This window comes from Streptomyces sp. NPDC048415 (assembly GCF_040651675.1).
Taxonomy (GTDB): Bacteria; Actinomycetota; Actinomycetes; order Streptomycetales; family Streptomycetaceae; genus Streptomyces.
Genome location: NZ_JBEZKJ010000025.1, coordinates 20,656 through 40,292 on the forward strand (window position 1 = coordinate 20,656; position 19,637 = coordinate 40,292).

The following is a 19,637-nucleotide window of genomic DNA, read 5'->3' on the forward strand; positions in this document are numbered from 1 at the left end:
CGCGCGGGCAGTTGAGCTCGACAGGGCAGTTAAGCCCCGATAGAGCTGTTGAGGCCTGACAGGGCTGTTGAAGCCCAGGCACACACCGAGGGGCGCATCCGGATGCGGATGCGCCCCTCGCGTGCATCTGGTCGGCGTGCGTCAGCCTGCGAGGCAGGACGGGCCGAGCAGCACCTTGAGGTCGCCGAAGAGCGCCGGGTCCGGCTTCACACGGTGCCGGTCGAGCCGCAGCACCGTGGTCTTGCGCGGACCCTGGAGCTTGATGCGCACCTCGCTCTCGCCCTTGTGGTGGCTGAGGATCTCGCCGAGGCGGCTGACCATGGGCGGGGTGACCCTCGTGGCCGGGATGGTGAGGATCACGGGCGCGTTGGTGCCCGCGTTCGACAGGTCCGGGACCTGGAGCTCCATCGCGACCAGCCGCGGCACGTCCTCGCGCTTGTCGAGGCGGCCCTTGACGAACACGACCGCATCCTCGACGAGTTGGGTCGAGACGAGCTGGTACGTCGCCGGGAAGAACATGCACTCGATGGAGCCCGCGAGGTCCTCCACGGTGGCGATCGCCCACGCGTTGCCCTGCTTGGTCATCTTGCGCTGGAGGCCCGAGATGATGCCGCCGATGGTGACGACCGCGCCGTCCGCGTGCTCACCTCCGGTGAGCTGGGAGATGCCGGCGTCCGCCTTGTCGGAGAGCACGTGCTCCAGGCCGAAGAGCGGGTGGTCGGAGACGTACAGACCGAGCATCTCCCGCTCCTGGGCGAGCAGATAGGCCTTGTCCCACTCGTCGGTCGTGAACTCCACGTCGAGGCCGAAGCCCGGCTCGTCCGCGCTGTCGTCGCCCATCCCGCCGAAGAGATCGAACTGGCCCTCGGCCTCCTTGCGCTTGACCTGCACCACGTTGTCGATCATCGGCTCGAACTGCGCGGTGAGGCCCTTGCGGGTGTGCCCCATCGTGTCGAAGGCGCCCGCCTTGATCAGCGACTCCGTGGTGCGCTTGTTGCAGGCGACGGCCTCCACCTTGTCGAGATAGTCCGGGAAGGAGGCGTACTTGCCCTTGGCCTTACGGCTCTTGATGATCGACTCGACGACGTTCGTCCCGACGTTGCGGACGGCCGAGAGGCCGAAGAGGATCACATCGTCGCCCTGCGCGGCGAAGTTCTGCTCCGACTCGTTGACGTTCGGCGGCAGCACCTTGATGCCCATGCGCCGGCACTCGTTCAGATAGATCGCGGACTTGTCCTTGTCGTCCTTGACCGAGGTGAGCAGTCCGGCCATGTACTCGGCCGGGTAGTTCGCCTTCAGGTAGGCGGTCCAGTAGGAGACCAGTCCGTACGCGGCGGAGTGCGCCTTGTTGAAGGCGTAGCCGGCGAACGGGACCAGCACGTCCCACAGGGCCTGGATCGCCTCGTCGCTGTAGCCGTTCTTGCGGGCACCGGCCTGGAAGATGCTGAAGTTCTTCGCCAGTTCGTCGGGCTTCTTCTTGCCCATCACGCGGCGCAGGATGTCGGCCTCGCCGAGCGAGTACCCGGCGATGATCTGCGCGGCCTTCTGCACCTGCTCCTGGTACACGATCAGGCCGTAGGTGACGGCCAGGACCTCCTGGAGGGGCTCCTCCAGCTCCTTGTGGATCGGCGTGATCTCCTGCAGGCCGTTCTTGCGGAGCGCGTAGTTCGTGTGCGAGTCCATGCCCATCGGGCCGGGACGGTAGAGCGCCGAGACGGCGGAGATGTCTTCGAAGTTGTCGGGCTTCATCAGGCGCAGCAGCGAGCGCATGGGGCCGCCGTCGAACTGGAACACGCCGAGGGTCTCGCCACGCTGGAGCAGTTCGAAGGTCGTCGGATCGTCGAGCGGGAGGGCCAGCAGGTCGAGGTCGATGCCCTTGTTGGACTTCACCATCTTGACGGCGTCGTCCATGATCGTCAGGTTGCGCAGGCCGAGGAAGTCCATCTTCAGCAGGCCGAGCGACTCGCACTGCGGGTAGTCCCACTGCGTGATGGTCACGCCGTCGGTGTGCCGCACCCAGACCGGGGCGTGGTCGACGATGGGCTCGCTGGACATGATGACGCCGGCGGCGTGCACGCCCATCTGCCGGACCAGGCCCTCGACGCCCTTGGCGGTGTCGATGACCTTCTTCACGTCCGGCTCGTTCTCGTACATCGCCCGGATCTCGCCGGCCTCGCTGTAGCGAGGGTGCGAGGAGTCGGTGATGCCGCTGAGGTCGATGCCCTTGCCGAGGACGTCGGCGGGCATGGCCTTGGTGAGGCGGTCGCCCATCGCGTACGGGTAGCCCAGCACGCGCGCGGAGTCCTTGATGGCGTTCTTCGCCTTGATCTTGCCGTATGTGCCGATCATGGCGACCTTGTCGGCGCCGTACTTCTCCGTCACATACCTGATCACTTCGACGCGCCTGCGCTCGTCGAAGTCGATGTCGACGTCGGGCATGGAGACGCGCTCGGGGTTGAGGAAGCGCTCGAAGATCAGACCGTGCGGGATCGGGTCGAGGTCGGTGATGCCCATGGCGTACGCGACGATCGAGCCGGCCGCGGAGCCACGGCCCGGGCCGACCGCGATGCCCTGCTTCTTGGCCCACATGATGAAGTCGGCGACCACGAGGAAGTACCCCGGGAACCCCATCTGGATGATGACGTCCATCTCGTACTCCGCCTGCTTCTGGCGGTCGTCCGGGATGCCGCCCGGGAAGCGGCGCTCCATGCCGCGTCGGACCTCCTCCTGGAACCAGGTGACCTCGGTGTAGCCCTCCGGGATGTCGAACTTCGGCATGAGGTTCTTCGCCTCGAACATGCCGGTGGTGTCGACTTGCTCGGCCACCAGGAGGGTGTTGGCGCAGCCTTCCTGCCAGGCGTCCGAGGAGTCGATGGCGTACATCTCGTCCGTGGACTTCAGGTAGTAGCCGGTGCCGTCGAAGCGGAAGCGGTCCGGGTCGGAGAGGTTCTTGCCGGTCTGGATGCAGAGCAGGGCGTCGTGGGCGGTCGCCTCGTGCGCGTACGTGTAGTGCGAGTCGTTCGTCACCAGGGGCGGGATGCCGAGCTTCTTGCCGATCTCCAGGAGGCCGTCACGGACCCGGCGCTCGATCTCGATGCCGTGGTCCATCAGCTCCAGGAAGTAGCGGTCCTTGCCGAAGATGTCCTGGTACTCGGCGGCCGACTTCAGGGCCTCGTCGAACTGGCCGAGGCGAAGGCGGGTCTGGAGCTCACCGGAAGGGCAGCCGGTGGAGGCGATGAGCCCCTCCGACCACTGGGAGATCGTCTCCTTGTCCATGCGCGGCCACTTCTGCAGCCAGCCCTCGGCGTACGCGTCCGAGGAGAGCCGGAAGAGGTTGTGCAGGCCCGTCCGGTTCGCCGCCCAGATCGTCTTGTGCGTGTAACCACCCGAACCGGACACGTCGTCGCGCTTCTGGTGCGGCTGGCCCCACTGGACCTTGCGCTTGTTGCGCCGGGACTCGGGGGCGACGTACGCCTCGATGCCGATGATCGGTGTGACGCCCGCCTTCGTCGCCGTGTGGAAGAAGTCGTACGCCCCGTGGAGGTTGCCGTGGTCGCTCATGGCGATGTGGGTCATGCCCATCTCATTGCAGGCATTGAACATGTCCTTGAGCCGCGCGGCACCGTCCAGCAGCGAGTACTGGGTGTGGACGTGCAGGTGCGTGAACGGCGGCTTCGACACGGGTTCGGCCTCCAAGAAGAACGATGGGCGACAGGCTGCGGACAGTCTGGGGGACAGCGTCGAAGTCTATGACGCGGGACTGACACTCCGCGGGCGATCAGCCGTACCTTCATGCGAGGTACCCGGGCACTCCCGCGTACCTTCGTCCGTTGGAAGTGGACGGACCATCCGTCCCGGGGGCGGCGCGTCCGTCCCGTCATGTCACGCACCACCTGCACCAGGAGGCACCCAGCGATGTCGGTCCCGCAGCTCAGCGCCGAGCAACGCGGCGAGCAGATCCTCGCCGTCTTCGACACCGCCTTCGGCGAGCTCCTGGCCGCCGACCCGGCCGCGTTCCGCGTGAAGTTCCGCAAGATGGCGGCCTCCGCCTTCGCGTTCTACCGGGGCACGGCGGGCCTCTTCTACCACGACCTGGACGCCGACAAGCGGGGCGGACCGTACCTCGACGACCGCACCGCGCGCGTGTGGATCCACGGCGACCTGCACGCCGAGAACTTCGGTACGTACATGGACGCCCAGGGCCGCCTGATCTTCAATGTGAACGATTTCGACGAGGCGTACGTCGGCCCCTTCACCTGGGACCTCAAGCGCTTCGCCGCTTCCGTGGCGCTCATCGGGTACGCGAAGGCGCTCAGCGACGAGCAGATCACCGAGCTGGTCAAGGTGTACGCGGGCGCGTACCGCGAGCGCGTCCACGCCCTCGCCACCGGCGCCAAGAGCGACGAGGTGCCACCCTTCACGCTGGACACCGCCGAGGGCCCGCTCCTGGACGCGCTGCGCGACGCCCGCTCACTCACCCGCTTCGGGCTGCTCGACTCGATGACCGAGATCCGCGACTTCGAGCGCCGTTTCGCGCCCGGCGGCGGCTCCATCGAGCTGGACGCGGCCACCCGCTACAAGGTGCTCGCGGCGTTCGACGGCTATCTGGAGACGCTCCCGGAGTCGTCCCTGGCCCGCCCGGACTCCTACCGCGTGAAGGACGTCGTGGGCCGCCGCGGCATCGGTATCGGCTCGGCCGGCCTCCCGTCGTACAACATCCTTCTGGAGGGCAACAGCGACGCCCTGGAGAACGATGTGGTGATCTACATCAAGCAGGCCCAGACCCCGGCCGTCTCCCGGCACATCACGGACTCCTCGATCCGTGAGTACTTCCAGCACGAGGGCCACCGCACGGTGATCTCGCAGCGCGCCCTGCAGGCGCACGCCGACCCGTGGCTGGGCTGGACCGAGCTGGACGGCGCGGGCCAGCTGGTCGCCGAGGTGTCGCCGTACGCGGTGGACCTGGACTGGGGCGACATCGACGACCCCGAGGAGATCGCCTCGGTCGTCGCGGACCTCGGCCGGGCCACGGCCACGATGCACGCGGCGGCGGACGACGAGAGCGGCCACTCGGAGCTGGTGCCGTTCTCCACGGAGCGGGCCATCGACGCGGCGATCGCGGCCGACGAGGACGGCTTCGCCGGCCTCCTGGTGGACTTCGCGCACAGCTACGGCGCACGCGCGCGTGCCGACCACCAGATCTTCGTGGACCTCTTCCGTAACGGTCGGATTCCGGGTCTGTAGGCATCACACAACTCACAGGGACCCTTTAGGGGTCCCTTACAGGAGTACGTGGCACACTCTCCAGCGCTATGGACATATCCGGGACCCAGCTCAGAGCCCTTCGCGCGGCTCTGTTCACGGCAGTCGTCGTGACGCTCTCCACCGCGTCGCACGTACTGCTGTCCCGGGTGCCACTGCCCCTGACCACGGTGGCCGTGATCGCGGCCACCGTCTTCGTCATCGCCTACGCCCTCGCGGGCCGCCGCGCACGCGGCTTCGGACGGATCGCGGCCCTGCTGATCCCGCTGGAGCTGGCCGCCGACACCGTGTTCACCACGGGCCAGCACGTCTGTTACGGCAGGGTGGGCGGCCCGGTCGCGGGCCCGCTGCGCTCGGTCGGCTTCGACGTGCTGTGCGGCGGAGGCAGCGTCGGCGCCCCGCTCGCCCGGGTGACCGGTACCGGCCCCGACCGTGCGGCGGCCCTGCTCGCGCACGCCGACCCGCGCGCCGCCTGGCTGCTGCTGGGCGCGCACCTCACCGTCGGTCTGCTCGCGGCCGCCTGGCTGCGCCGCGGCGAGCGGGCCCTGGAGCAGTTGCTGCGGGCGGTGGCCGCCTCGACCTTCCGGCCGCTGCTGATCGCGGTCGCCGCGGTGACCGTGCGGCTCGCTCCGGTCCGCCGGCTACCGCGCACCGCCCGCCGCACCGCCGCCGCCCGTACGCGCCTGTTCGTGCACTCCCTGGGACGACGTGGACCGCCCTGCTCGGCCGTGTTCGCCTGAGCCCTCGGCGGCCCTGTGCGGTTGAGCACCAGCAGTCCCCCCTACGTATTCCGCGTACGACATGTGCGCGTCCCACATGGAGATCACCACTATGAGCAAGCGGAACAGCCAGGCTTCGAAGTCGGCGGCCCGTGAGAAGCTGCGCCTCGAGCGCGAGCGCCAGGCCAAGCGCGACAAGGTCAAGCGGCAGGCCATCGTCGCCGGTTCACTCGTCGCCGTCCTCGCGATAGCCGGCGGCATCGGTTACGCCGTCGTGCAGAACAACAAGCCCACCCACTGGGAGTCCGTCAAGAGCGACAAGGTCGTCGCGCCGGCCAACACGACGGGCACGAACGGCACGACCGTCGTGTTCGGCGAGAGCACCGCGAAGAAGACCCTGAAGCTGTATGAGGACCCACGCTGCCCGGTCTGCGCCCAGTTCGAGCAGACTGTCGGTTCGACGGTCACGAAGGACCTCGACGCCGGCAAGTTCAAGATCCAGTACATCGGCGGCACGTTCCTCGACGGCGACTCCGACAAGAGCGGCAAGATCCAGATCGGCTCCCGCGGCGAGGGCTCGAAGAACGCGATGAGCGCCCTGGGCGCCGCGCTGAACGTGAGCCCGGAGGCCTTCCTGGAGTACAAGACCGCGCTCTACTCGGCGAAGTACCACCCCGACGAGACGAACGACAAGTTCAAGAGCGACGACTACCTGATCAAGGTGGCGGACACGGTCGGCGCGCTGAAGAACAACACGAAGTTCCAAAGCGCCGTGAAGAACGGCACGTACGACGCCTGGGCGCTGGCGATGTCCGAGACGTTCAACACCAACAAGGACGGCGTCAACGGCACGCCGAGCCTGGTGATGAACGGCAAGAAGCTCACCGGCTCCGACGGCCAGACCGCGCCCATGACGGTCGCCGAGTTCACCACGGCGATCGACGCGGCCCTCAAGGCCTGAGCCACCGGCGCGGGCTCAATGGCCCGCCCTGAGGCGCGTGTTGGGCGACCAGCTCTCGAAGAGCGGGCGAACTTTCCGAGTTCGCCCGCTCTTGGCTTGTACTGGTCGGTAACCTGATCGCTCGTGACCAGTCGCTTCAGATCATCCGACTCCTCAGCCGCCGTCAACTCCCGTGCTCCGCGCCGCCGTACGGTCGTCAAGGCCGCGGCCGCCTCCGCCGTACTCGCCGCCCCGCTCGCGGCCGCTTTGCCCGCCCGCGCCTCCACCGAAGCACCGGCCTTCCTCCACGGTGTCGCCTCCGGCGATCCACTGCCGGAAGGCATTCTGCTGTGGACCCGGGTGACGCCCACCTCCGAGGCGATACCCGGCTCCGGGATCGGCCCGGACACCGAGGTGAGCTGGATCGTCGCCCAGGACAAGGCGTTCACCACGATCGTCGCCAAGGGGTCCACCACCGCGACGGCCGCCTCCGACCACACCGTCAAGGCGGACATCCGCGGTCTGGAACCGGCCACCGACTACTGGTTCCGCTTCTCCGCCGGCGGCACCGACTCCCCCGTCGCCCGCACCCGCACCGCCCCGGCCGCCGACGCCTCCGTGGCCGGGCTGCGCTTCGGCGTGGTGTCCTGCGCCAACTGGGAGGCGGGCTACTTCTCGCCGTACCGCCACCTGGCCGCGCGCGGCGACCTGGACGCCTGGCTGCACCTGGGTGACTACATCTACGAGTACAAGTCCGGCGAGTACGCGGCGCGCGGCACGGTCGTACGGCCGCATGCCCCCGCGAACGAGATCCTCACCCTCGCCGACTACCGCACCCGGCACGGCCGTTACAAGACCGACCCCGACCTTCAGAAGCTGCACCACGCAGCTCCGGTCGTCGCGATCTGGGACGACCACGAGTTCGCCGACAACGCCTGGTCGGGCGGCGCGGTCAACCACACCGAGGGCGCCGAAGGCACCTGGTCGGCCCGCCAAGCCGCCGCCAAGCAGGCCTACTTCGAGTGGATGCCGGTCCGCCCGGCGATCGCGGGCACCACCTATCGCCGGCTCCGCTTCGGCAAGCTCGCCGACCTCTCCCTGCTCGACCTCAGGTCCTTCCGCTCGCAGCAGGCGTCCACGGCCAGCGGTTCGGTGGACGACCCGGACCGTACGATCACCGGCCGGGCCCAGCTCGACTGGCTGAAGACCGGGCTCAAGGCCTCGGACACCACCTGGCGGCTGGTCGGCAACTCGGTGATGATCTCGCCGTTCTCGGTCGGCTCGCTCCCCGCCGACCTGCTCAAGCCGCTCGCCAAGCTGCTCGGACTGCCGCAGGAGGGCATCGCCCTGAACACCGACCAGTGGGACGGCTACACCGACGACCGCCGCGAACTGCTCGCGCATCTGCGCTCCAACGCGATCCGCAACACCGTCTTCCTGACCGGCGACATCCACATGGCCTGGGCCAACGACGTGCCCGTCGACGCCGGTACATATCCGCTGTCGGCCTCCGCCGCCACGGAGTTCGTCGTCACATCGGTCACCTCCGACAACCTCGACGACATCGTCAAGGCCCCGGAGGGCACCGTCTCGGCCGTGGCCGCGCCGATCATCCGCACGGCCAACCGGCACGTCCACTGGGTCGACACCGACCGCCACGGCTACGGCGTCCTGGACATCACCGGCGACCGCGCGCAGATGGACTACTACGTGCTCTCCCACCGCACGGACCCGAACGCGACCGCTTCGTGGGTGCGCTCGTACCGCACGCGCAGCGGCACCCAGAAGGTGGAGCGGACGTACGACCCGGTGTGATGCCCGGTCGGCTACAGGCTGTCGAGGAAGCCGAGCGCCACCTTCCAGGTGGCCTCGGCCGCCTCGGCGTCGTAGTCGGGCAGGTCGGGGTCGGTGTAGAGATGGCCGGCGCCCGCGTACCGGTAGATCTCCACATCGGCACCCGTTCTCCGCATCTGGAGATACCAGGAGCTCAGCCAGTCGTCCGTCTCGAACTGGTCCGGCTCGGCGACATGCAGCTGGACCGGCAGCTCGTCCACCGACGCGCTCTGAGCGATGTCCGACGTGCCGTGCAGGAGCAGCAGCCCGCGGGCCTTCGCATCACCCAGGGCGAGGGTCTGCGCGATGGAGGCGCCGAGTGAGAACCCCGCGTACACCAGGCCTCGCTCCGAGTAGGGCGCGGCCGCCAGGACAGCTCGCCTGAGCAGCTCGTCCTTGCCGATCTCGTCGTTGAACGCCATGCCGTCCTCAACGGTCTCGAAGGTGCGCCCCTCGAAGAGGTCGGGGGTCCACACCTCGTGTCCCGCGGCACGCAGCCGGTCCGCCGCCGCGCGCACCGCGGGCCGCAACCCGTAGGTCGAGTGAAAGAGCATGATGTTCATGAGCCCCATGGTGCCAGCCGGGACTGACAGCGCCCGGCGGAGGCCGTACCCACTTCGGGCCCCGAGAACACATGTTCATGCCCGCGCGAAGCCGGTTACGGTCACAGGATGGAGAACGTACTGCGCCCGCTGGTCGTCGTAGGTGGCTCGGTCGTGCTCACGCTACTCGTAGGGTGGGCCGTGGACCGGGTGCTGCGACGAGCCGACGACCGCGACCACGACACTCCCCTGTGGGGGCTGCTCCGTCGCGGCCGGATCCCCTTCCACCTCGTGCTGTTCGCCGCCCTGCTCAGAGGCTCCTACGACGAGGCGAAGCTGCTGTTGGAGCACCGGGTCGGTATCGGCCGGACGCTGACCCTGATCCTCATCGGCTCCGCGGCGTGGCTGGTGATACGCATCGCGACGGCGATCGTCGAAGCCTCGTACACGCGCTACGCGGCCGCCCACCACAATCCGGCGCGGGTCCGCCGGGTGCGCACGCAGGTGACGCTGATCCAGCGGGTGGTCTCCGCGATCGTCGGCGTGATGGCGGTCGCCGCGATGCTGCTCACCTTCCCGGCGATGCGCGCGGCCGGTGCCTCGCTGCTGGCCTCGGCGGGCATCCTCGGCATCGTGGCCGGTGTGGCCGCCCAGTCCACGCTCGCGAACCTCTTCGCCGGGCTGCAGATCGCCTTCGGCGACATGGTGCGCCTCGGCGACACGGTCGTCGTGGACGGCGAGTGGGGCACGGTCGAGGAGATCACGCTGACGTTCCTGACGGTACGGACGTGGGACGAGCGCCGGATCACCATGCCGGTCTCGTACTTCACTTCGAAGTCCTTCGAGAACTGGTCGCGCGGCAGCGCCCAGATGACCGGCATCGTCTTCCTGCACGTCGACCACTCCGCGCCCGTGGAGGCGATGCGGGAGAAACTCCGCGACATCGTGCGCGAGTGCCCGGCCTGGGACGGCCGCGACTACGGCCTGGCCGTCACGGACTCGACGCCCAACACCATGCAGGTGCGCGCCCTGGTCACCGCGAAGGACGCGGACGACATCTGGACGGTGCGGGTGACGGTCCGTGAGCAGCTGATCCGCTGGCTGACCGAACAGCACCCCTACGCCCTGCCCCGCGTCAACACGGCGGATGCGGTGCTGGCACCGGGCCACGGCAACGGACGGGTGCCGCGTGCCGGTCACGGCGAGGGGGACGGCGCGGCGGTACGTCCCGATCGGCGCCGGGCCTACGAGCCGCCCCGGACGGGGCCGGGCCGGGGCTGAACCCGCTGAGCTGTGAGTGCGCCGGGTCGCCGTTCTCGCCGCAGTCGCCGACGGCGGGAACGGCGACCCGGGAGAGCCGGACTTGCCATCAGGGCGGAAGCGGGCGGTGCGCGGTTGCAGAGTCCCCCGCTCAGGCCCAGGGCTCCGTCATCGCAGGCTGCGCACATCCAGATGCCGCAGCACCCGGTCCACGATCTCCGGATCCGCCCCGGACTCGCTCCGCGCGGACAGCACCTCGTGACGGGCCGCGCTCAGCATCTCGCCCTGGATCCGCCGCATCCGTCTGATCCGCCGGGCCCGCTGCTCGTGCGCCTCGCGCCGCTCCTCGTCCCCCATGTCGGGACTGATCCGCACCCCGATGTCGTAGGCCCGCCGCAGCAACTGCTCGGACAACTCCTCCGGCAGTTCCTCGACCTCCTCGATCTCCCGGAGCCGGCGCTTCGCGGCCTTCGCGGCGCGGATCGCCAGTTTCTTCTCGAAGGCCTTCTCGCTGTCGGTGTCGGCCCGCACCCCGAGCCTTCTGACCAGCCACGGCAAGGTGAGCCCCTGGAGCACGAGCGTCGCCATGATCACCCCGAAGGCGATGAACACGATCTCGTCCCGGTCCGGGAACGGCGACCCGTCGTTCATCTTCAGCGGAATCGCCAGCGCCAGGGCCACCGAGGCGACCCCCCGCATCCCCGACCACCACATCACCACGGTCTCCCGCCACGACGTCGGGATCTCCTCGTCGTAGTCCCGCTTGGCGTGCAGCCGTTTCGTCAGCCAGGTCGCCGGCAGCAGCCACGCCAGCCGTACGAGTACGACGACGGCGACGATCGAGGCCGCCCACCCGAGCATCTGGCCCCACCGCCCGGACGCCGTCCTGATCGCGTTGTGCAGTTCGAGCCCGATGAGCCCGAACGCGACCCCGGTGACGAGGGTGTCCACCACGTCCCAGACGGTCGATCCGGCGAGCCGGGTCATCACGTCGTCGGCATCGGCGGCGTACTCCGCCAGGAACAGCGCGGTGGTGAGCACCGCCAGCACACCGGACCCGTGCAGCTCCTCGGCCAGCACGTACGAGACATACGGCACGAGCAGCGTGAGGCCGATCTGCAGCGTGGCGTCGCCGAGCAGTGACATCAGCTTGTTGGCGGCCCACCCCAGCGCCAGACCGACGGCGACCGCGACGACGGCCGACAGCACGAGGTCGAGCCCGGCCCGCCACGGCGAGAACGAGCCGCTCACCGCGGCGGCGATCGCGACGTGGTACATCACGATGGCCGTCACGTCGTTGAAGAGCCCCTCCCCCTCCAGGATCGACACCAGTCGGCGCGGCAGCCCGAGCCGGCCCGCGACGGCGGTCGCCGCGACCGGGTCGGGCGGCGCCACGAGCGCGCCGAGGGCCACGGCGGCGGCGATCGGCAGCCCGGGCACGATCGCGCTCGCGACGGCGGCCACGGCCAGGGTGGTGACGAACACCAGCGCCACGGCGAGCAGGAAGATGGGGCGTTTGTTGGCGGCGAACTGTCTCCACGACGTGCGCCGTACCGAGGCGTACAGCAGCGGCGGCAGCAGCGCGGGCAGGATCAGGTCCGGCGGGATGTCCACGTTCGGGACGAAGTCCAGCACGGCCAGCACGATCCCGAGGAGGGTCATCAGCACCGGCGCGGGCAGCCCCAGACGGTCCCCCACCGGGACGCTCACCACGGCCCCGAGCAGCAGTATGAACAGCAGGGCCAACTGATCCACGGTCAGCGCTCCGGCGGGTCTAGGCGATCAAGGACGACCAGACGTCAAGCGTGCCATGCCCCTACGACAAACCCGGCTTACAGGGCTTTGCGCATCGCCCGGTGCGGTATCCCGGCGTCCGGGAACTCCGTCCCGTACGCCACATATCCGAGCCGCTCGTAGAACCCCAGCGCGTGCGTCTGCGCGTGCAGGTCCACCGCCATCAGTCCACGCGCGCGTGCCGCGTCCTCGATGGCCTGTACGAGCGCGGCGCCGACGCCGAGCCCGCGCGCCTCGCGTGTCACGGCGAGCCGACCGAGCGAGCCGACCGAGAGGTCGCCGTCGGTCTTCGCGGCCGCCGCCTCGCCGTACAGCAGACGCCCGGTGCCGAGGGGCAGCCCATCCTCGCGCACGGCCAGCACATGCAGGGCGCCGGCGTCGTACACGTCGTACTCGATGTCCTCGGGGACGCCCTGTTCGCCGACGAAGACCTCCTTGCGCACCGCGAAGCACGCCTCACGGTCGGCCGCCTCTTCGGCGACCCGCACCGCGTACGCCACGCTCACGCGTAGCTCTCCTCACGCACCTTGTCGAGCGCCTTCTGCAGGTCCTCGGGATAGTCGCTCTCGAACTCCGCCCACTGCCCGTCCCCGGGGTGCTCGAAGCCGAGCCGCACCGCGTGCAGCCACTGCCGGGTGAGGCCGAGCCGCTTGGCGAGCGTCGGGTCCGCGCCGTACGTCAGGTCGCCGACGCACGGGTGGCGGTGGGCGGACATGTGGACGCGGATCTGGTGGGTGCGTCCGGTCTCCAGCTTGACGTCGAGCAGGGAGGCGGCACGGAACGCCTCGACCAGGTCGTAGTGCGTGACCGAGGGCTTGCCCTCGGCCGTGACCGCCCACTTGTAGTCGTGGTTCGGGTGCCGCCCGATGGGCGCGTCGATGGTGCCGCTGGTGGGATCCGGGTGGCCCTGGACGAGCGCGTGGTAGCGCTTGTCGACCGTGCGCTCCTTGAACTGGCGCTTCAGCGACGTGTACGCGTACTCCGACTTGGCTACCACCATCAGGCCTGAGGTGCCCACGTCGAGGCGGTGCACGATGCCCTGGCGCTCGGCGGCGCCCGAGGTGGAGATCCGGTACCCGGCGGCCGCGAGACCGCCGATCACGGTCGGACCGGACCAGCCGGGGCTGGGATGCGCGGCCACGCCGACCGGCTTGACGATCACGACCACGTCATCGTCGTCGTGCACGATCTCCATGCCCTCGACGGGTTCGGCCACGATCCGCACGGGCGCGGGGGCCTGCGGCATCTCGACCTCGAGCCAGGCGCCGCCGTGCACCCGCTCGGACTTGCCGACCACCGAGCCGTCGACCGTGACCTTCCCCGCCGCGGCGAGCTCGGCGGCCTTCGTGCGGGAGAAGCCGAACATGCGGGAGATGGCGGCGTCGACGCGCTCGCCCTCCAGGCCGTCGGGCACGGGCAGGTTACGGACCTCGGGAATGGTACTCACCCGTCGAGTATGCCGGACGGGTCGGACACCGCCGGACCACAGCCCGAACGCCAGTGCCCCCGAGCGGCCCCGAAGGTCAGTCCTTGTGGACGGTCCCGTCCGGGTCGAGACCGCGGAAGGACAGCAGCACGATCAGGATGCCGCCGCAGACGATCGCCGAGTCCGCCAGGTTGAAGACCGCGAAGTGCTTGGGCGCGATGAAGTCCACGACCGCGCCCTCGAAGATGCCGGGCGAGCGGAAGATCCGGTCGGTCAGGTTGCCGAGCGCACCGCCCAGCAGCAGGCCCAGAGCGATCGCCCAGGGCAGGCTGTAGAGCTTGCGCGCGAGCCGGGCGATCACCACGATCACGGCCGCGGCGATCACCGTGAAGATGACCGTGAAGGCCTCACCGAAGCCGAAGGCCGCGCCCGCGTTGCGGATCGCCTCGAACTTCAGCCAGTCCCCGAGGATCTTGATCGAGTCGTGGTGCTCCAGCTTCGCGACCACGAGCATCTTGCTGACGAGGTCGAGGGCGTAGGCCAGCGTGGCGACCGTGAAGAGCACGGCGATCCTGCGCCTGCCCTTGGGCCGCTCGTCCGTGGCCTGCGTCTCGTCCACGCCGGACGGCTCGGCCGGGGCCGATCCCTCGGAGCCGGACCGGTCGCCCGACACCGCGTTCCCGCCGGACTGCTCCGGCTCGGCCCCCGGCGCCCCTGGGATGTCCGGCGTACCGATGATGCGCTCCGCCTCTGCCACGTGAGTGAGTCCCTCGACCTAGGTTCCTGACTGAGGACGAGGGTACGGCACACCCCCTGGGGCCCATGTGCTCAGGAGCCCTCCCTCACAGTTCAGTAGCGGCGTTCCGTCTTCTGCTTGCACTCGACGCACAGGGTGGCGCGCGGGAAGGCCTGCATCCGCGCCTTGCCGATGGGGTTGCCGCAGTTCTCGCAGAGTCCGTAGGTGCCCGCGTCGAGCTTCTCCAGGGCAAGTTCGGTCTGCTCGAGCATCTCGCGCGCGTTGGCCGCGAGCGCCAACTCGTGCTCGCGGGTGATGTTCTTCGTGCCGGTGTCCGCCTGGTCGTCGCCCGCGCCGTCACCGGAGTCGCGCATCAGGCCCGCGAGCGCTTCCTCGGACGACGAGATCTCGGTGCCCAGCCGCAGCGCCTCCGACTGCAGCTCCTCGCGCGCCTCCGTGACCTCTTCCGGGGTCCAGGGGTCCTCACCGGGGCGCACCGCGAGCTCGCCGGGCTCCGCCGCGGCGAGCCGCGCCTTCGGGACCGCGGTGGGCTTCTGCGCCGCCGTGGCCGTGCGAGGGGTCTTCTTCGCAACCACTGTCGTGGCTCCCGTCGTCTTCGCGGCCTCGGCCGCGCCCTGGGCCGCGGAAGCGACCGCCGTGTTGGCCGTACTGGTGCTCTTCTTGGCCGTACTCGTGCTCTTCTTGGCCGCGCTCTTCGCACCGGTCCTCTTCGTGGTGCCGCCCTTCGCTCCGGCGCCCTTCGCCGATCCCGTCTCCTCCGGGACGGCCTCCGTCGCCGCGGCCGTCTTCGCTGCGGCCGACTGCGCGATGGCCTCCTTGGCCACCACCTTCTTGGCGGCTGTCTCCTTGGCGGCTGTTTTCTTGACAGCTGCCTCCTTGACGGCTGCCTTCTTGGACGCCGCTTTCTTGACGGCTGCCTTCGTAGCGGCCGTTTTCTTGGTGGCCGTCCCCGTAGCGGCCGTCTTCTTGACCTCCGCCTTCTTGACCTCCGCCTTCTTGACCGCCGCCTTCTTTGTGGCCGCCTTGGTGGCCTCCTTCTCAGGCGCCGCCTTCTTGATGGCCTCCTTCTCAGGCGCCGCCTTCGTGGTGGCCACCTTCTTGCCGGCCGTCGTGGAGGCCGTCTTCACCGGCTTGGCATCGCGCGTCGCCGGTGCCCCCTGTGCGCTCTTCTTCCCACCCACGTCCTTGGCCGCCGGACCCGTGGATCTGCTGGACGCCGACTGCTGTACGGCGGTCTTCTTCGCCACCATGGCCGCGGCCCCTTCACATATTGTGATTTTGCTCGCGAATCGTGCTGGGACGATAAATCGACTTCTGGCCCGCGGCAACGGGGCACGCTCACGATTCGCCCGCCCCGCGGTTCCCGCGCGACAAGCCTGCATGCGTTGTGCCCAGCTCCCCGCCAGGTAATCCGACCGGCCCCACGTCCCAGGATCCGGACGCCCGCGCCTCGCCATTCGGGTCATTCCGCAGGCCACCGGGGCGCCTCGGAAATCCGGTGGGCCGCTGTCCCCGCGGCGCCGTACACTGAGCGGAGCGAAAAGCGTGGATGGGGACGAGTAGCGGCGTAAGCGGCCAGGAGCGACCCGGGGACGGTGGAAGCCCGGGGGCGAGCGCGACGCGAAGATCACCCCGGAGCCGCCGGAAGAACGCCCCGCAGGGGCCAGTAGACCCGGCATCGCGACCCCAATGAGGGGGCTCACGGGTGTGCACCACGCACCGGAGAGCCAAGGAGGGTGGTACCGCGGGAGCGCGCCGCACACGGCGTCCGTAGCAAGACGGCTCTCGTCCCTCCGACGGAAGGCAGAAAGTCCGCCGGAGGAAGCTCGCCGATGAAACCGCCGCAGTACCGCCAGGTGCCCGCCCAGGTCGACCTGCCCGCCCTCGAGCACGCCGTGCTCGACTTCTGGCGCGAGCAGAAGATCTTCGCCAAGAGCCTCGAGCAGTCCGAGGGCCGCCCCGAGTGGGTGTTCTACGAGGGGCCGCCCACCGCGAACGGCATGCCGGGTGCCCACCACATCGAGGCGCGCGTCTTCAAGGACGTCTTCCCGCGCTTCCGCACCATGCGCGGCTACCACGTGGCCCGCAAGGCCGGCTGGGACTGCCACGGCCTCCCGGTGGAGCTGGCGGTCGAGAAGGAGCTCGGCTTCACCGGCAAGCAGGACATCGAGGCGTACGGCATCGCCGAGTTCAACGCCAAGTGCCGCGAGTCCGTGACCCGCCACACCGACGCCTTCACCGAGCTGACGACGCGCATGGGCTACTGGGTCGACCTGGACGACGCCTACCGCACCATGGACCCCGAGTACGTCGAGTCCGTCTGGTGGTCGCTCAAGGAGATCTTCAACAAGGGCCTGCTGGTCCAGGACTACCGCGTGGCCCCCTGGTGCCCGCGCGACGAGACCGGCCTGTCGGACCACGAGCTGGCGCAGGGCTACGAGACGATCGTCGACCCGTCCGTGTACGTCCGTTTCCCGCTCACCTCCGGTCCGCTGGCCGGCCAGGCCGCGCTCCTGGTGTGGACGACGACCCCCTGGACGCTGGTCTCCAACACCGCCGTCGCCGCGCACCCCGACGTCACGTACGTCGTCGCGACGAAGGGCCCATCCGGTGACGAGAAGCTCGTCGTCGCCGAGCCGCTCGTCGAGAAGGCGCTCGGCGAGGGCTGGGAGACCACCGGCGAGACCTTCACCGGCGCCGAAATGGAGCGCTGGACGTATCAACGTCCGTTCGAGCTCGTCGAGTTCCCCGCGGACGTGGAAACCCACTACGTGGTGAACGCCGAGTACGTCACGACCGAGGACGGTACGGGTCTGGTCCACCAGTCCCCCGCCTTCGGTGAGGACGACCTCAAGGTCTGCCGCGCGTACGGACTGCCCGTCGTCAACCCCGTCCGCCCCAACGGCACCTTCGAGGAGGACGTCCCCCTCGTGGGCGGTGTCTTCTTCAAGAAGGCGGACGAAAAGCTCACCGAGGACCTCCAGGACCGCGGGCTGCTCTTCAAGCACGTCCCGTACGAGCACAGCTACCCGCACTGCTGGCGCTGCCACACCGCGCTCCTCTACTACGCGCAGCCGTCCTGGTACATCCGCACCACGGCCGTCAAGGACCGCCTCCTCCAGGAGAACGAGAAGACCAACTGGTTCCCGGACTCGGTCAAGCACGGCCGCTTCGGCGACTGGCTGAACAACAACATCGACTGGGCGCTGTCCCGCAGCCGCTACTGGGGCACCCCGCTGCCGCTGTGGCGCTGTGAGGAGGACCACCTCACGGTCGTCGGCTCCCGCGCCGAGCTCTCCGAGCTCACCGGTACCGACCAGTCGAACCTGGACCCGCACCGCCCGTACATCGACGAGGTCACGTTCGCGTGCCCCCAGTGCCAGAGCACGGCCACGCGCGTCCCGGAGGTCATCGACGCCTGGTACGACTCGGGTTCGATGCCGTTCGCGCAGTGGGGCTACCCGCACAAGAACAAGGAGCTCTTCGAGAGCCGCTACCCGGCGCAGTTCATCTCGGAGGCCATCGACCAGACCCGCGGCTGGTTCTACACGCTGATGGCCGTCGGCACCCTGGTCTTCGACAAGTCGTCGTACGAGAACGTGGTCTGTCTGGGCCACATCCTCGCCGAGGACGGCCGCAAGATGTCCAAGCACCTGGGCAACACCCTGCAGCCGATCCCGCTGATGGATCAGCACGGCGCGGACGCGGTGCGCTGGTTCATGGCGGCGGGCGGCTCTCCGTGGGCTGCGCGCCGCGTGGGCCACGGCACGATCCAGGAGGTGGTGCGCAAGACCCTCCTCACCTACTGGAACACGGTCGCCTTCCAGGCGCTGTACGCCCGCACCTCCAACTGGGCGCCCAGTGGGGCCGATCCGGCCCCCTCGGACCGCCCGGTCCTCGACCGCTGGCTCCTGTCCGAGCTCCACGCGCTCACCGACCAGGTGACGCAGTCGCTGGAGGCGTACGACACCCAGCGCGCCGGAAAGCTCCTCTCCGCGTTCGTCGACGACCTGTCCAACTGGTACGTCCGCCGTTCGCGCCGCCGCTTCTGGCAGGGCGACAAGGCCGCGCTGCGTACGCTGCACGAGGTCGTGGAGACGGTCACGCGGCTGATGGCCCCGCTGACCCCGTTCCTCACCGAGCGGGTCTGGCAGGACCTGGTGGTGCCGGTGACGCCGGGCGCCCCCGAGTCCGTACACCTCTCCTCCTGGCCGGAGGCGGACCTGTCCGCCATCGACCCGGAGCTGTCGAAGCAGATGGTCCTCGTACGCCGTCTCGTGGAGCTCGGCCGCGCCACGCGCGCGGAGTCGGGCGTGAAGACGCGCCAGCCGCTGTCCCGCGCGCTGATCGCCGCGACCGGCTTCGCGTCCCTCGACCGCGAGCTGCACGCGCAGATCACCGAAGAGCTGAACGTCTCCTCCCTCGCCTCCCTCTCCGAGGTGGGCGGCTCGCTGGTCGACACAACGGCCAAGGCGAACTTCCGGGCGCTGGGCAAGCGCTTCGGCAAGGGGGTCCAGGCGGTCGCGAAGGCCGTCGCGGAGACCGATGCCGCCGCGCTCTCCCTCGCCCTGCGCGAGGGCACGGCGTCGGTGGAGGTCGACGGCGAGACGGTCACCCTGGCCCCCGATGAGGTCATCATCACGGAGACCCCGCGCGAGGGCTGGTCGGTCGCCTCGGACTCGGGCGCGACGGTGGCGCTGGACCTGGAGATCACGGAGGAACTGCGGCAGGCGGGCCTCGCCCGTGACGCGATCCGGCTGATCCAGGAAGCCCGCAAGAACAGCGGTCTCGATGTGGCCGACCGCATCGCGCTGCGCTGGACGTCCACGGACCCGGCAGTGATCGCCGCCCTCACCGAGCACTCCGCCCTCATCGCCGACGAGGTCCTCGCCACGGACTTCGCCCAGGGCGAGGCGGACGACACCTACGGCGCCCCGTTCACGGACGACTCCCTCTCCCTGACGTTCCGCCTCCGCAAGGCGTAACCCCGATAGGGGCGGTCGGGGTTTTTCGCCCCCTCCGCCCCTACCCAACGCGTACCTGGGCTCTGCCCCAGACCCCGCTCCTCACATGCCGCAGGGGCTTGACTCCGCGCAAAAGGGCG

13 protein-coding genes are annotated in these 19,637 nt (G+C 69.4%); 6 read left to right on the forward strand and 7 right to left on the reverse strand.

Going from position 1 to position 19,637, the window contains the following annotated elements; all coding sequences use genetic code 11:
- Positions 1-141: 141 nt before the first annotated feature.
- Positions 142-3,681, reverse strand: coding sequence for a DNA polymerase III subunit alpha (dnaE, locus tag AB0D27_RS18700; protein WP_362509477.1), 3,540 nt, complete (start codon positions 3,679-3,681; stop codon positions 142-144).
- A 234-nt stretch (positions 3,682-3,915) separates the two neighbouring features.
- On the opposite strand from dnaE, the gene AB0D27_RS18705 reads away from it, so the two are divergent.
- From AB0D27_RS18705 to AB0D27_RS18720, 4 genes are all read left to right on the forward strand, one after another.
- Positions 3,916-5,244, forward strand: coding sequence for a DUF2252 domain-containing protein (locus tag AB0D27_RS18705; protein ID WP_362509480.1), 1,329 nt, complete (start codon positions 3,916-3,918; stop codon positions 5,242-5,244).
- 68 nt (positions 5,245-5,312) lie between these two features.
- Positions 5,313-6,002: a hypothetical protein gene (locus tag AB0D27_RS18710; protein WP_362509483.1), complete on the forward strand. Its 690-nt coding sequence runs from the start codon at positions 5,313-5,315 to the stop codon at positions 6,000-6,002.
- A gap of 91 nt (positions 6,003-6,093) precedes the next feature.
- Positions 6,094-6,942, forward strand: a complete 849-nt coding sequence (locus tag AB0D27_RS18715) for a DsbA family protein (protein ID WP_362509486.1) — start codon at positions 6,094-6,096, stop codon at positions 6,940-6,942.
- Between the two features lie 123 nt (positions 6,943-7,065).
- On the forward strand, positions 7,066-8,736 hold the full coding sequence (locus AB0D27_RS18720) for an alkaline phosphatase D family protein (RefSeq protein WP_362509488.1): 1,671 nt from the start codon (positions 7,066-7,068) through the stop codon (positions 8,734-8,736).
- Between the two features lie 11 nt (positions 8,737-8,747).
- Here AB0D27_RS18720 and AB0D27_RS18725 read toward each other — a convergent pair whose 3' ends face one another.
- On the reverse strand, positions 8,748-9,317 hold the full coding sequence (locus AB0D27_RS18725) for a dienelactone hydrolase family protein (RefSeq protein WP_362509491.1): 570 nt from the start codon (positions 9,315-9,317) through the stop codon (positions 8,748-8,750).
- Between the two features lie 108 nt (positions 9,318-9,425).
- On the opposite strand from AB0D27_RS18725, the gene AB0D27_RS18730 reads away from it, so the two are divergent.
- Positions 9,426-10,577, forward strand: a complete 1,152-nt coding sequence (locus AB0D27_RS18730; protein WP_362509493.1) for a mechanosensitive ion channel domain-containing protein — start codon at positions 9,426-9,428, stop codon at positions 10,575-10,577.
- Positions 10,578-10,724: 147 nt separating this feature from the next.
- On the opposite strand, the gene AB0D27_RS18735 is transcribed toward AB0D27_RS18730, so the two are convergent.
- The 5 genes from AB0D27_RS18735 to AB0D27_RS18755 form a co-directional block, all read right to left on the reverse strand.
- Positions 10,725-12,311, reverse strand: coding sequence for a Na+/H+ antiporter (locus AB0D27_RS18735; protein ID WP_362509496.1), 1,587 nt, complete (start codon positions 12,309-12,311; stop codon positions 10,725-10,727).
- A 77-nt stretch (positions 12,312-12,388) separates the two neighbouring features.
- A complete protein-coding gene (locus AB0D27_RS18740) occupies positions 12,389-12,856 on the reverse strand; it encodes a GNAT family N-acetyltransferase (protein ID WP_362509499.1) in 468 nt (155 codons plus the stop codon).
- Positions 12,853-13,797, reverse strand: coding sequence for an RluA family pseudouridine synthase (locus AB0D27_RS18745; protein WP_362509502.1), 945 nt, complete (start codon positions 13,795-13,797; stop codon positions 12,853-12,855). The genes AB0D27_RS18740 and AB0D27_RS18745 overlap by 4 nt, the downstream gene beginning before the upstream one ends.
- Before the next feature lie 76 nt (positions 13,798-13,873).
- The gene (lspA, locus tag AB0D27_RS18750; RefSeq protein WP_362509505.1) at positions 13,874-14,533 is read right to left on the reverse strand and encodes a signal peptidase II; all 660 of its coding nucleotides are present in this window, start codon (positions 14,531-14,533) and stop codon (positions 13,874-13,876) included.
- A gap of 92 nt (positions 14,534-14,625) precedes the next feature.
- The gene (locus AB0D27_RS18755; protein ID WP_362509508.1) at positions 14,626-15,783 is read right to left on the reverse strand and encodes a TraR/DksA family transcriptional regulator; all 1,158 of its coding nucleotides are present in this window, start codon (positions 15,781-15,783) and stop codon (positions 14,626-14,628) included.
- 582 nt (positions 15,784-16,365) lie between these two features.
- On the opposite strand from AB0D27_RS18755, the gene ileS reads away from it, so the two are divergent.
- Positions 16,366-19,518, forward strand: coding sequence for an isoleucine--tRNA ligase (gene ileS / locus AB0D27_RS18760; RefSeq protein ID WP_362509511.1), 3,153 nt, complete (start codon positions 16,366-16,368; stop codon positions 19,516-19,518).
- Positions 19,519-19,637: the final 119 nt, after the last annotated feature.